The following is a 13,757-nucleotide window of genomic DNA, read 5'->3' on the forward strand; positions in this document are numbered from 1 at the left end:
TACCTTTTCGTTATCCCTATATCTATTTGGCATACTTACCAGAAAAATATCCATTCATATCATGAACCCCTCGTATTGCCATTAATCCCCTAAGCCATCATCCCTTTAACAAAAACCTCCACAAACTCCTTCATTTTAGCTATAATTCGATCGCCGATTACTCTGGCTTGAAGAATACTTGGTCTGTTGTCTAAACATTGAAAAACCTCGTCTTTTATAGGTTCTCTACCACTGTAGATGTAGGCATCAATTAAGGCTTTGAATTGTGCTTTGTCCAAATGTTCTTCTTCACACAGTTTGCCTAATGCTAAGACCTTTTGATCTTGCCAGAATTTTTCAAACTCATCTTCAATTTTATCTCCATCTTTTATGTGAGGCATATTCTCATCGATGAATTTTTGAATCAATTCCCGTTTGCTTCTTAACTGAATATCTCCTCCCAATAAATCAATAATAGCTTTTCGTTGTACAGCTGCTGCCGAAGCAGTTTTTGTAGCTTTTAATTGAGCTAATAATTTCAGGATGTAGGCAACATTAATTTTATCCCGGTGGATTAACTCTAGTTCAAAATCAATATCGTCCAGTATAGACGTTTTTTGTTTTTGATTGTCTTGTTTTACTTTTTGGTATAAGTCTAAATACTTGGCTTTATAGTCTTCGTATTCTTGTTCGTCAATCTGTAAATCTTCCCAATCAAAGTCAGCGTAGGATTGCAGGACGTTCATGGCTCGCATTAATTTTCGGAAAGCTTGCACAAATAGCGCTTCGTCTTCTTCGCTTTCTAAATCATTCACACTTTGATAAGTAGGAGCAATTTCTCTTAAGAGTTTTAAAGCTTCCTCAAACTTGGCAGCTATCGCTTCATAATTAGGCATCGTAACCACTTCGATAGCTTCTTTATTCGAAAACAAAGTAATAGCATCGTCTGTAGCCTTTTTAAGGTTTCTAAAAGACAAAATATTTCCTTGTGACTTCTGTTCACCTAATATTCTATTAGTTCTGGAATAAGCCTGAATTAAACCGTGTTGTTTCAGGTTTTTGTCTACATACAAAGTATTTACTTTTTTAGCATCAAAACCTGTAAGCATCATGTTCACAACAATAACAATATCCAAACGATCTTTTTCATCATTGAAGTTTTGTTTTTCCCGGTCTTTTAAACGTTGGCTAATATTTTTGAAATAATTCTCAAATTGCTGACCGTCTTTGGTTGAAAAGCTCGTGCCATACATTGCATTATAATCAGCAATATAAGTTTCCAATTTATCTCTGGTACGCTTGGTTTGATAAGTTGATGGAGCTTCTGCTAAAACATCAAAATCGACTTCATCACCAGGAAGAAAATCCTGTGCATCATCTGAATCTTCGTTAGTGCCATAAGTGAAAATAGTAGCAATGCGCAAATCATGTTCTCCGGCTATTTTCTTTTGCTGAAAAAGATCGTAATACTGAATTACATTATCAATACTACTCACTGCTAATAGTGCCGAATAATCTCTACTAAAGGTTTTTTGATTGTGATAGGCAATAATATAATCAACAATCTTATTGATTCTTTTTTCAGAATCCAATACTTCCTGCTTATCGATATCTTCAACTTCAATATCAATAAAGGTGTTACTTTTGTTTTTGTATCTCCCTATATACTCAATCCCAAAACGCAATACATTTTGATCCCGAATAGCATCAGTAATCACATATTTATGCAGGCAGTTGCCAAACAAATCTTTGGTGGTACGCTTTCCTAAATCATTTTTAGATGCGTTTTCAGCAAATATGGGTGTTCCTGTAAAACCAATTAGCTGGCTTTTATCAAAGAATTTGCTAATTCTATCGTGGGTTTCTCCAAATTGAGAACGGTGGCATTCATCAAATATAAAAACGATTTTCTTATGTCGTAAGCTTTCAATTTTACCTGAAAAACGTTCTGAAACGGCATTGTTTAATTTTTGAATCGTAGTTAAGACTAACTTAGTATTGTCCGTTAATTGCCTTACCAACGATTGGGTATTATCGGTAACATCAACGCTATCTTTTTTGAAAGCGTTGAATTCATTCATGGTTTGATAATCCAAATCTTTTCTATCAACAACAAAAACAACTTTATGAACGTCTGGCAATTCCATTAAAATTTGGCTTGCCTTGAAAGAAGTCAGGGTTTTTCCTGAACCTGTGGTGTGCCAAATATAAGCGTTGTCATTAGAGTTTTTAACCTGGTGAATAATCGCTTCGGTAGCAAAAAATTGGTACGGTCGCAACACCATCATAACCTTATGAGTTTCATTGATTACGATATAATGTGCAATCATTTTACCCAAATGTTCCGGGTTTAAAAAAGCAGCTGCGAACTCGGTTAACTCGGTGATGTTTTTATTATTGGAATCCGCCCAAAAGAAGGTTTGTTTGACCGATTGTAATTTGTTATTTGCAAGATATTTGGTATTTACTCCATTGCTTATCACAAACAGTTGCACGTACTGAAACAAACCATGATTGCTCCAAAAGGAGTGCATTTGGTAGCGATTAATTTGGTTGAAAGCCTCTTTGATTTCAATTCCTGAACGTTTGAGTTCTATTTGTACCAAAGGCAAACCGTTAACCAAAAGCGTAACATCAAAACGGTTTTTATAACTTCCTTCTAAACTGATTTGGTTGGTAACCTGGAATAAATTTTGACTGCTATCTTCAGTATTAAAAAAACGAACATAAAACGAAGTACCATCTTCTTTATCCAACTGAAAACGATCCCGAAGCGTTTTGGCTTTTTCAAAAACATTGCCTTTCGCTAAATGATTCAAAATAGCATCAAACTCTTTGACAGTGAAAGTCGTATCATTAAAAACCTCAAGCTGATTTTTAAGGTTGGTAACCAAAGCACTACCATCCTGTATTTTTACAGAGGAATAGTTCAAACCAATCAATTGCCTGATTAAATTGTTTTCTAATTGTGCTTCGGATTGATGGCTCATATAAAATTAGTTCAAAAATTTACCAAATAAGAAACTAGCACTAATACCAACTAAGTGATCTTTATTAACTTCTTTCCATTGTAATTCAAAATTTATAGATGGCTTACCTTCTTTATCTTTCAAACTAAACGGAATTCCTAATTTCCAATTTGTTCTATGATAATATTGTCCAAAGTTTTTTTCAATAGCTGGACTAATCCCGATCCAATTTGTAACAAAAAATACCGTTTCAAATCTAGCAACACCAGTAATAAATCTATCAAATCCATTCGCTAAAACGTAAACGTTTTCAGTGGTTACAGCTTGTTGTGTTGGGGATTGTGAAGTTATAGTTTGAAAAGTTGTGGCATCTGTTTTATCAGCAAGCACATTATTGTTATTGAATGCAGCAACTTGAGCTGTTAGATATAATGATTGTCCTGATGACCATTTTAATAAATGTGTATATGTTCCAGTTATTTTTAAAGGATAAAAATTAGTTGTTGAAGGCTTGTCAGGACTCGTATCTGTTAATGCATACTTATATGATTTTTGACCAATAGGAAGGAACACATCTAGACTCCCCCACTTGTCACTAAAACGGTGATATAATTTATTCTTTTTAATAAAGCTTATTTCATCTTCTGCTATTTTTTGATAATATTCTTGGTATTTATCTAAAATAAATTCTTTTTGTTTAACTGATAAAGTATCTATTTTGTTATAACTTAAATCATATAATAATTTTAAACTATCTAGATCTTTATCATAATCCTCAGCTTTGTATTTTTCAATTTTATCTGTGTATTTCTTAAGTAGTTTTTTACGGTTTAAAGTAATAATTTTTTTTCTGTCCAAAATCGTAACTTTGTCTTTACTAATTTCATTATAGTTTAATACTCCTCTACCTATTAGTGTTACTTTTCCAGTAATTCCTAAATCACTATTATCAAGTTTTCCATTCTTTACAAATGTTGAAAATTTTGAGTCTGCTTTAGCTTTAAAACCAGCACTGAATAGCCATGTTAGTTTTTTTAGTTTTGACTCCTTTCTTGGATCAAAATTGACTCCAAATGACAGCGATGAATCTTCTGCTTCAATACTACTGTAGAATTTTTGTAAAGACAAATCACTACCTCCGTTAAAATATCTTGCCACTTCATCTGCAAAAAAGATGTTTAACATCTTATCATTAAATATAGTGTTCTCATTTACTTTATCCCTTAAGGAATTAATAGTATTTATATTAGGTAATGGATCTTCAATTGCATCTAAGAAAGGTTTCGCTCCTTCAAATAAAACAACTGTATCTTTATTATTCGTTTTATATATTTTCAATGAATCAATATGATATTCATATATCAATGGCGTTTTTTTTAATTCTTCAATTGTTTTTGGTGGAATTATTAATTTTTCTCCCATATAATTTATTGGAGTTTTTTGTCCAAAACAAGAACAAAAAATAAATACTAAAATCAATGTAAAAAGATGTTTTTGAATTTCCATAATCATACTATTTAATTAGTTATATCTATACCTTGAATGTTGCAAAATGCTATAATTTTATCATAAATTAAAGGAGTTATTATGGTAGCCCTTCCACAGCTTATATTCTTTGGATCACCATTTGTATGAATAGCAAATACAGTAGGGATACCCTTTTTATAATACCAAATGGCTGCTCCACTATCACCATGTTCTGTTTCAAAATCATAATTAAGGACATTGTTATTATAATGGTAATTTAAACTTACATCCGTTTTTCTAATTTTTTGAGTTTTTTCTGCTGGATATCCTGTTAAATGGATAGTGTCTTTAATATCTAATGGATTGTACGTTTCGAGTTTAAAATATCCATCAACATTTTTGTAAATTGATTCATCAGGTAAAATGATAACTCCCCAATCTTCCTCTACATGATAACGAAATACTCCATCACTTCCACTGATGATGTTCTTGTTTTGTTTTACAGAAAATGATTGCGAATGAAGCTTTATATCGTTTTTAGTGGCATATTCAACATATAAACTTTTGACCTTATTAATCCCTCTGTGTTTTCTCTTAGCAACATTGTGACCTGCTGTTAATAAAACCCTCGGATGTATTAAAAAAGCAGTACCCGAAAACCCGCCAAATAATCTACATGGATTTACATAAACAACAAAAGTATTCGGTTTTAGAGTGTCCGAAACTGTCCTTCTTTGTAGTACCACACCATTACAATGATTATTATTTTGCCCAAATACAATTGCAGATAAGCTAAACACCAAAAATGACACAAATAATTTAACCTTTACTTTCATATCTAATTAGATTACTGGTTACTATAATTAAGATTTAACATTTAGATGTCTTTAAAATTTACTGTATTTGTACTTGTAATCTTAGTTAGTTCGTTTATTTACACAAACATCTGCTGCAACAACCCCTTTTTAAACGTTTGCGTTTGGGTGATTTGTTTGTTAACACCGTCTATTTTGGTATCGATACCCGATAAAAAATTGGCTATTTTTTGTTGTTCAGGAATAGATGGAATAATTAAATCGACATTCAAAAAATCATTTACTCCAATATTTAGTAATCCATGATTTCTTGCACCTTCTTGAGCTACTTTTTCAATTTCTTTATTGTGAAGTCCAAATTCAAAATATTGCTCCATAAAATTCAATGAAACTGATTCATTAAAACGAAAACATATATATAAAGTTGACACTACACCTTTGTCATACTTTTTAAGCCTTTTAATTGCCCCCATTGGATAGCCATTAGAGTAACTTTTATTATAAGCAAAATCATTTTTTTCTAGCAGATAGTAATTAGTAACATCTTTTGCAGAAACAGATTTATTAAAATATTCTAATTGACTTACTAAACCAAGTTGTGCAGAAATAGTCAAAACATTAAGATTGTTTTCTTTGTTCTTTCTAACAATTCTATTGGCAACCTCACCCAACTTTTTCTCCTCCCAATCCGGATAATTTTTTCCATTCTCGTCTTTAAATCTCAATTTCCCAGAGAACAATTGTTGCACTACACCTTTTTTGTATTGTTCTAAGAGTTCCTTTTTGCAGGAAAGTTGCTGTATTTTTTCATCGACGGCACTTAAAAAAGAAGCTATTTTTTGTTGTTCTGGGAAGGTTGGAAAAGAGAAAATTCCACTTTCAACAACATTCCAATCTGCACGAGGCATTTTTGAACCACTTGATTGATTTGCTAAATCAATAAATTTATTTGTTTGAATAATTTGATATAAGAAAGAGTTGGTGATTTTTAAGCCTTTTAAAACCCATATTTCCGAAGAACAAACTCCGTCAAAAGATGCCTGAAGATATTTTTTCAAATATGGTCTTAGTTTACCAAAAAGTACATCTCCTTCATTAAACTTATTCTTTATACTCCCAGAATTACTCCCATCAATAAAACCAAGCAATTGACCAGTTTCTGTTGCTAAATGTTCTAATTCAATACACTTTGTAAATGATTTTTCTTTTATAGGATTAAATTTTCCTGATTTATTTGTTACTAATTTTCCAAACTTTTCTAATTCCCAATTTCCCTCAAAACTAAGAAACCTCAATTTTGGCACTAAAGTTTCCTTCTTTTCGCTATGTAAAGTTGCTGTGCTCATTAAAATGGGGTTTCAATTCCTAGTTCAATACAAAATTCTGCAATAGTAGCATCGGTAGTTTTACTTTGTGCTGCCAGCTCCCGTAATTCGGCAGTTATGGCTTGTAAATCTATAGTATCTTCTTCTTCAAAAGTATCTACATAACGAGGAATGTTCAGGTTGTAATCGTTAGTTTCTATTTCACTTAAAGGAGCAAGGTGGCTGTATTTATTTTGTCCTTCGACAAGCTCAGGATGACTTACATATAATTTGTAGGTACTAATAATTTTGTCAATATCCTCGGTACGCAATACGTTTTGGGTTTTTACCTTTTCGTAATGCTGGCTGGCATCTATAAATAAAATATCGTTTGGGTTTTCTCTTTTTTTCTTCAAAACCAAAATACAAGTAGGTATAGAAGTTCCGTAAAAAATATTCGCTGGCAAACCTATTATGGCATCCAGGTAATTTTTTTCTTTTATCAAGTATTGACGTATGTGTCCTTCGGCAGCACCACGAAATAAAACACCGTGAGGTAACACAATTGCCATAGTTCCATAATCGTCCAGCTGGTGTACCATGTGTTGTACAAAAGCAAAATCGGCTTTGCTGCTTGGGGCAAGTTTCCCATAAGCTGAGAAACGTTCGTCAGTCATGTGCAAAGGACTCGCACTCCAGTTTGCCGAGAAAGGAGGGTTAGCAACAATGGCTTCAAAACGCATATCATAATGCTGTGGTCTCTCTAAAGTATCTTCGTTCTTAATATCAAAACGTTTGTAATGTACATCGTGCATAATCATATTCATACGACATAAGTTGTATGTAGTAGGATTCATTTCCTGCCCGTAAAAAGCACTCACGTTTTTTACTTCTTTGGCTACACGCAACAACAAAGAACCCGAGCCACAAGTAGGGTCATAAACGCTCTTCAATTGGTCTTTGCCCACCGTTACCAGTTGCGCCAAAATGCTACTGACTTGTTGTGGAGTGTAGAATTCACCTGCTTTTTTCCCTGCACCACTGGCAAACTGCCCAATTAAATATTCGTAAGCATCGCCAAGCACATCGCTATCGGTATTTTCTAAGTCAAAATCAATTTCGTCCAGATGAACCAAAACCTTAACAATCAGTTCGTTTTTATCAGATTCTGATTTTCCAAGTTTATGAGAAGTTAAATCCAGGTCAGAAAACAGATTTCCAAAATCTTCTTCGCTTTCAGAACCCATCGTACTTTGCTCAATGTGCGTAAGTACTTTAGAAAGATCGCCTAAGATAAAATTGTTTTTTCCGCCTGCATTTCCTCTTCGTGCTAGTTCTGAAAATAACTCTGATGGTAATAAAAAGTAGCCTAATTTATCTAAGGCTAGTTGTTTAATTTCTTCTAATAAGGCAGCTTCTTCAGCATGCCCTTCGATTTCCTGAAAAGTCAATCCATCGGGCTGTAGAATGGTATTGGCATACAAATCCATTTTAGTACTCAGGTACTTATAGAAAATGAAACCTAATATGTAATCTCTAAAATCATCGGCATCCATTTTCCCACGAAGGGTGTTGGCAATATTCCAAAGTTGTTGTTCTAATTTTTGTTTTTGTTCGGCTGCCATTAAGCGAGTATTGAATTATAATAGATAATAATAAGTGCTAAAATTATCGAAAAAAATATAATTTCTAATAGACTTAGGTATAATAAAGTAAAAAAAAGTTTACTTTTTGTTTTCCTTTATTATCTTTTAATAGTTTTTAAGTTGTATTGCAGTAAGCAAGAGGGTTTTAGTTTTTTAAATTCAACTTCTATTTGAAATTATCTCCAATTTTCTTTTAAAGAATATATTTTGTAAATTATTGTTTGTTAAATTTAAATTCAATAGATAATCTAATTTATAGTTATTAACTTTTTAAAGAGAAAATTATGTTAGAAAACCCGGAAAAAAGTAAAATTGAATTTAATGAGAATTACGAGCAACTTTTAATACAATCATCATATTACAGAGTACTAGCTAACCATATTAAAGGATCATATCCTTTAGTGTACCAGGGTTTGTGTTTATATTCTCTTTTAGAACAATACGTAGAGCCTAAGATAGTTGAAATTCTAAAATTAGAAATTGAATACAGAAAGCAAAATTATCCTCTTTCCGGTTGCACAGAACTAGCCTATAAAGACATTTATGATTTAATTAATGATGAACTTGAGGAATATGAGAAAGAAGAATATTTAAAACAATTTGATTTAGATCTAAATCCTATTATTGATACTGAGTTTTTAGTTTAAATTCTACAATTATAATTTTATAAAATTATAATTGTAGAGAAATATATAGATAGAGAAATATATAATTAGATAGATATATACTTATAAAAGTATAAAATGAAACAAGTATACTTGTAAACTTTAATTAATACAAACATTAATACAAACATTAATACAAACATTAATACAAACATTAATACAAACATTAATACAAACATTAATACAAACATTAATACAAACATTAATACATTAAAAGAATAAAAGAAAGAAGTATACTTGTATCCTCTTATTATCTTAACTTTTTTCTTTTCTTCTTATTGTTAATTTGTTGATCATCGAATGAGTTATGAGTGTCCGTAAGGATTGCATTTAAAGTTTCAAAAAAAGAACTTATAATGCTGTTATTAGGCTGTGATTCAGGAATAAATATTTTCTGTTCACTCACATTTTTGGGAATATTCTCTTTGTAATAAGTTGGGGTCTTATAACGTTTTTCATCATCTTCCAATAAATTCAATAATCCTTTAGTTTTAAGCTTAATTTCAGTAGCTGAATAGGTATATTTAGTATGAATATCTTTAAATAAAAGTCCATGAATACTACCAATATCTTCTCCTGTTTGAGTTCTTTTAGTAATTAATTCAATCCCTTTTTTCTTAAAATTTATTTTTAAATCACTTAATTTTATTGATGATTGGTTATCCAAAATAGGGTTTAAAACAGCATAAATTTTACCCATAATTCCGTTTTTTAATTGCTCTTTACCCTTTGAATTCAACATTAACTGAGCTTGAATAGATTCATGGTTGAAATTAAAATCCAGAGTTTTTCCTTCAATACCTTTTGATTTTTTAAAAGGAATAGCTTCATTTAGATATTCTAACGGGTATAGATCGAAATAATGTCCTTTTGGATTATTGTCCTTATCAAAAGATACAAATCGTTTTACCTGATAGCTTTCTAATAATTTGTCAAACTCATTTTCTGATGTTGGTTTAGAATCTAAAACTTTATACAATACCTCATTCAAGATACCTGTTAAACTGTGCTTACCATGCTCTAAATGTTCGTAAATAGCTTTATGAATATCATTTTCTCCGAGTATTCCTCTTTTACAAACTGCTTTAGTGATATTGTATTTCTCTTCAAGCTTTCTCGTTAAGGCTTGGCTTTTAAAATAAATATGTGAGTCATTGATTTTCTTGCCTTCAGAATTAATCATTGAACTTACAATATGAATATGGGGATGCTCTCTATCAAAGTGTCTGTAAAAAGCGTATGGTTGGTCTTCAAAACCCATTTGAGCCATGTAATCATTTCCTATTTCGAGAATTTTTTCATTATCAAGTAAATCATCTTTGTAAAAATTTAAACTTATGTGGATATTGGGTTTTGTTACCCTTTTGTTTTTACTGTTGTAATCCTGTATAGTAGAAACAATAGATTCAAAATTCGGTGTGATTATATTTTTTGTTCCAATTAACTCAGCATCTTTTTCTCTCGTTTTAGAATTTATAGTTTTGTCATGGTTGTATTTGACCATTCCGGCAGTATAACTTCCTGTGCTTATTTTTGCTATCATCCTCTGGTTGTTTTTTCAATTTGTTCATAAATGATCTTGATATTATTTAGAGTTGTTTTTAAAGCTAAAATTTCTTCTTTACTAAAAGAATCCAATTTCTTTTGATTAAAATGTTTGATTAATTGATTGAAGTTGTTTCCGATTCTCCTGGTTTGTTCAATCAAAATATTTTTTTGAATTCGACTATCAGAGTCCAGACTTATAATTTGGTATTTTTTATTTATTACAATATCTCTAATCATATCATTACAACTTTGGTATTCTCCTTCGGATAAAAGAGTCATTAAAATTTTATTTTCTGATTCTGTAAACCAAATTGTTTTTCCAATTTTTCGTTTATTCTCTGTTTTGGGTCTTCCTCCTTTATTATAATTTTCCATGAATTAAGATTTTAGTTTTAAGAAATACGACTTCGGAGTATTTCATTCCCGCTAGGGCAAGGAGGTTTTGTGAATGAGAAGCTAAAACGGAGTTTTTGAGTTTCGAGATTCGCAAATCACACCTTGCTCTTTCATACAGTGATTCAATTGTTTATTTATTTTTCATAAACCAATCATTTAAATCTTTGAAACCGTTTAAGATATTTCTGTTATCTGTGGAGTTAGGGAATTGGTCAAAAATATTAGCTTTTATATAAGCTTCGTGTGTGATATTTTTCATAAATTATAATTTATCTAGTATTGTATTTCCGTAATAATCTCTCAAGTCAAACACATCTATAAGAATTTTTAAATTCTTATTTTGCTGATATAATTTGTGTATTAATTTATGCTCGTTTGAAATTATTTTTTTTGGAATGTATTTAATGTTTTCAATAAAATAATCAGCAATGTCGTATCCATTAGTTCTATTAACAGAAGAGCCTTTGTCTTCAAGTAAGTTTGAAATTTCAATATCAAATCCCTTATTTTTGAAATAAATACATTTTGATTTCCAAATACTATATGGACTACCATTAAGTCCATTGATACCTAAATCAGGATATAAAATTATTTTTCGATTTTTTAGGGCATACATTTTACTATCATTTAAGCCATTTAAACTACCTGCTGCTAACCAAATATATTTCTTAAATAATAAGCTCATAATACAAGCCGTTTTTTCCGATTCGACAATAGCAATTATATTTTTACAATTACTGATTAAATGCTCTCCAAAAAAACATTGATGGAGATTGAAACTATTTATTTCATTCGACTTTATTTTTATTGAATGAATCCAATTGATGTACTTTGTTCTTTTACCTGATCTATTGTAAATAATCACTTTTCCACCTCTAATAAAATTATTTGAATCTATCTGCCAAAATACAGTACCATGATTCCAAAAATTAGCAGTTCCAATCTTATAATCGTTAACTATCTTTTCTACCTCTTGAGCATCAAATAGTGATAATAGAAACGTTATGAAATTATTTTTTGAAAAGGATTTAAATGTTGATATTAAATCCTTTTCATTGTGATATGAAATTTGTTCTTGTTTTACTGATTTAGCTTCGTTGGTAACATGATACTTATATTCGATGTTATTATCCATAAAATAAGATTTGGGAGTATAGTGATAGCCACAATTTATTTCTCTGTCACATCTTCCAACTATTAGAGAAACATATTCGCTTGATTCTACATCAATATAGAGCACCATTGTTTTTTTATTACAGTTTGGACATGGGTGTTTTGTTGATTTTTTATGTAATGAATATTTATGCATAATTTACTATGGTTTCACTTTCTTCACTTTCTTCACTTTCATGTAGTAGTAAGGGTTTAGGGTGTGTTTTTTACTTCGCTTTGGCTTCATTTTGATTTCACTTTGAATATTATTAGTGAATTCTATATTTCACTTTCTTCACTAATTTTTCACAAATATTCATTTTCAATATGTTGTAATTCAGTTTTTTAAGTGTTAAAGTGAAGGAAGTGAAGAAAATGAAGTCTATACTATTTTTTCATAACTTCCGTGTGCAAGCCTTTTGAATAATTTGAGGTCTTTTAAGTAGGTTTTAAATTGTCTATCAGACACTCTAGGTTTACCTTCAATTAATTTACAAGCTATTTTTATCCCTTCAGCAGTTGTAAAAGTTTTGGGGAGTTCGTTTAAAATATTTTTTTGAAGTTCTGTAAGAGTTTCAAAATAATTTTTTTTTAGAATCTCAGTTCTAACTTTGATGGCGTTATTTAAGAAATAGTCAAATAGCTTAATAGCCCCCTTTATTGAATAGATCTCTATTTTATTTTTTGATTTACACTCTACGATTGAATGTATTAAATGAAGAATTAAAGTAAAACGCAATACATATTGTTGTAATTTGATTTCTATGCTCCGTTCATAATCAAAGAAAAACTTGTAGGGTCTATTGTTTTGCCATCGGAATAAATATTCTTTTGCTTCAGGTTCAATCTCTATCACAGTTGATACATTTGGATCTTCATCTCCTATTTCAATTAAATTGTGGATTAATGCATTGTAATTATTGAAAAGTACTTTGTTTATCGATTCAATATTCCATTGTAATATTTTTTCTTCATTTGGATAAACAAAAAGCAATCGATCCATAAAACCATTAGTTGATCTTCCATCTTTTCCAAAATCCTTTAAGACGGAAATTTGGGTACTTCCCACAACACTTAAACAAGGATCGTCAAGCCTTAGACTTTTCACCGAAGTCCGATCAGTTGAAATTTCAGTTCCACTCCAAAAACTCAAATAATTTTCTTCTTCATTAGAACTATTATAGCGGTTAAAATTCTTTAACCAACCTTTTAATTCATCTACATATATACACATTCCTCTCTTGTTATAAGTGTGATTTAGAATTAGTGCCTCAGGTGTAAAATCGCTTAATAAATATTTTTTTAGTATCGGTTTTTTTTCTTTGAATTTATTTTCAGTATTATCCGGGTTATTTCTTTCGTATTCAGCTAATTGCTTTTCGTATTCAATATAAAGTTGACTTTCTTTAATTTGAATTGGTTTAAAACAAAATTTTAAGGATTGTGTTTTTGCATCTCCTGGTTGCCCAACAATTACCATAAATAGGTTTACTTTCTCTTCCCAGTCGTCTTTCACTTTAATTTTATGTGATTTACCAATTGAAGTCGAAGCAGCCGAAAGGATACCTGCTCCAAGATAATCTATGGGGAATAAATTTTTGTTGTGAACCTCAATAATTATCTCTTGTATGGCTTTTGGATAAATTTCTATTGGGAATAAGTTTCCGTGAGTTTCTTTATGTTTCAAAAAATCAATTTCTAGATCAATGATATCAATTTGCCCTTCTTTTTCTATATCTTTGTTTTGCGAATCAAAGATTTTACCCTTTTTACTTTCCTTAGTAAGAAGGGTATTGTTTTTTAGATCAATCATAAC

The 13,757-nt window shown here is 30.6% G+C and carries 11 protein-coding genes and 1 pseudogene; 1 reads left to right on the top strand and 11 read right to left on the bottom strand.

The window, feature by feature from the left end:
* Positions 1 to 89: 89 nt before the first annotated feature.
* From EOD40_RS17460 to EOD40_RS17480, 5 genes are all read right to left on the bottom strand, one after another.
* Positions 90 to 2,969 (bottom strand): type I restriction endonuclease subunit R, encoded by a 2,880-nt coding sequence (locus EOD40_RS17460; RefSeq protein ID WP_128197742.1) that lies wholly within the window; start codon positions 2,967 to 2,969, stop codon positions 90 to 92.
* A 6-nt stretch (positions 2,970 to 2,975) separates the two neighbouring features.
* Positions 2,976 to 4,454, bottom strand: coding sequence for a hypothetical protein (locus tag EOD40_RS17465; RefSeq protein WP_128197744.1), 1,479 nt, complete (start codon positions 4,452 to 4,454; stop codon positions 2,976 to 2,978).
* Between the two features lie 11 nt (positions 4,455 to 4,465).
* Complete coding sequence (locus EOD40_RS17470; protein ID WP_128197745.1) at positions 4,466 to 5,251, bottom strand: trypsin-like serine peptidase; 786 nt, start codon at positions 5,249 to 5,251, stop codon at positions 4,466 to 4,468.
* Between the two features lie 98 nt (positions 5,252 to 5,349).
* Entirely contained in the window at positions 5,350 to 6,576 is a 1,227-nt protein-coding gene (locus tag EOD40_RS17475; RefSeq protein WP_128197747.1) for a restriction endonuclease subunit S, read from the bottom strand.
* Positions 6,576 to 8,159 carry a type I restriction-modification system subunit M gene (locus EOD40_RS17480; RefSeq protein ID WP_128197749.1) on the bottom strand — a complete coding sequence of 528 codons (1,584 nt, stop codon included), beginning with the start codon at positions 8,157 to 8,159 and terminating at the stop codon, positions 6,576 to 6,578. Before EOD40_RS17480 ends, EOD40_RS17475 begins: the two co-directional genes overlap by 1 nt.
* A 305-nt stretch (positions 8,160 to 8,464) precedes the next feature.
* Here EOD40_RS17480 and EOD40_RS17485 point away from each other — a divergent pair, with 305 nt between their 5' ends.
* Positions 8,465 to 8,827 carry a hypothetical protein gene (locus EOD40_RS17485; RefSeq protein ID WP_128197750.1) on the top strand — a complete coding sequence of 121 codons (363 nt, stop codon included), beginning with the start codon at positions 8,465 to 8,467 and terminating at the stop codon, positions 8,825 to 8,827.
* 268 nt (positions 8,828 to 9,095) lie between these two features.
* Here the strand turns inward: EOD40_RS17485 and EOD40_RS17490 are convergent, their stop codons facing one another.
* The 6 genes and pseudogenes from EOD40_RS17490 to EOD40_RS17505 form a co-directional block, all read right to left on the bottom strand.
* Complete coding sequence (locus tag EOD40_RS17490) at positions 9,096 to 10,388, bottom strand: relaxase/mobilization nuclease domain-containing protein (protein WP_128197752.1); 1,293 nt, start codon at positions 10,386 to 10,388, stop codon at positions 9,096 to 9,098.
* The gene (locus EOD40_RS17495) at positions 10,385 to 10,768 is read right to left on the bottom strand and encodes a plasmid mobilization protein (RefSeq protein ID WP_128197754.1); all 384 of its coding nucleotides are present in this window, start codon (positions 10,766 to 10,768) and stop codon (positions 10,385 to 10,387) included. Before EOD40_RS17495 ends, EOD40_RS17490 begins: the two co-directional genes overlap by 4 nt.
* 151 nt (positions 10,769 to 10,919) lie before the next feature.
* Positions 10,920 to 11,048 (bottom strand): hypothetical protein, encoded by a 129-nt coding sequence (locus EOD40_RS18290; protein ID WP_262707540.1) that lies wholly within the window; start codon positions 11,046 to 11,048, stop codon positions 10,920 to 10,922.
* A 3-nt stretch (positions 11,049 to 11,051) separates the two neighbouring features.
* On the bottom strand, positions 11,052 to 11,924 hold the full coding sequence (locus tag EOD40_RS17500; RefSeq protein WP_164905508.1) for a DUF6371 domain-containing protein: 873 nt from the start codon (positions 11,922 to 11,924) through the stop codon (positions 11,052 to 11,054).
* Positions 11,925 to 12,098 (bottom strand): annotated as a pseudogene (locus EOD40_RS18355) (PG0870-related protein); the annotation flags it as partial.
* 225 nt (positions 12,099 to 12,323) lie between these two features.
* On the bottom strand, positions 12,324 to 13,754 hold the full coding sequence (locus EOD40_RS17505) for a DUF3987 domain-containing protein (protein ID WP_128197758.1): 1,431 nt from the start codon (positions 13,752 to 13,754) through the stop codon (positions 12,324 to 12,326).
* Between the last annotated feature and the right edge of the window lie 3 nt (positions 13,755 to 13,757).

The organism is Flavobacterium sufflavum (genome assembly GCF_004016525.1).
Lineage (GTDB): Bacteria > Bacteroidota > Bacteroidia > Flavobacteriales > Flavobacteriaceae > Flavobacterium > Flavobacterium sufflavum.

Coding starts and splice junctions, on each gene's coding strand:
- EOD40_RS17460 (WP_128197742.1), bottom strand. CDS start 2,969: ATGAGCCATCAATCCGAAGCACAATTAGAAAACAATTTAATCAGGCAA.
- EOD40_RS17465 (WP_128197744.1), bottom strand. CDS start 4,454: ATGGAAATTCAAAAACATCTTTTTACATTGATTTTAGTATTTATTTTT.
- EOD40_RS17470 (WP_128197745.1), bottom strand. CDS start 5,251: ATGAAAGTAAAGGTTAAATTATTTGTGTCATTTTTGGTGTTTAGCTTA.
- EOD40_RS17475 (WP_128197747.1), bottom strand. CDS start 6,576: ATGAGCACAGCAACTTTACATAGCGAAAAGAAGGAAACTTTAGTGCCA.
- EOD40_RS17480 (WP_128197749.1), bottom strand. CDS start 8,159: ATGGCAGCCGAACAAAAACAAAAATTAGAACAACAACTTTGGAATATT.
- EOD40_RS17485 (WP_128197750.1), top strand. CDS start 8,465: ATGTTAGAAAACCCGGAAAAAAGTAAAATTGAATTTAATGAGAATTAC.
- EOD40_RS17490 (WP_128197752.1), bottom strand. CDS start 10,388: ATGATAGCAAAAATAAGCACAGGAAGTTATACTGCCGGAATGGTCAAA.
- EOD40_RS17495 (WP_128197754.1), bottom strand. CDS start 10,768: ATGGAAAATTATAATAAAGGAGGAAGACCCAAAACAGAGAATAAACGA.
- EOD40_RS18290 (WP_262707540.1), bottom strand. CDS start 11,048: ATGAAAAATATCACACACGAAGCTTATATAAAAGCTAATATTTTTGAC.
- EOD40_RS17500 (WP_164905508.1), bottom strand. CDS start 11,924: ATGGATAATAACATCGAATATAAGTATCATGTTACCAACGAAGCTAAA.
- EOD40_RS17505 (WP_128197758.1), bottom strand. CDS start 13,754: ATGATTGATCTAAAAAACAATACCCTTCTTACTAAGGAAAGTAAAAAG.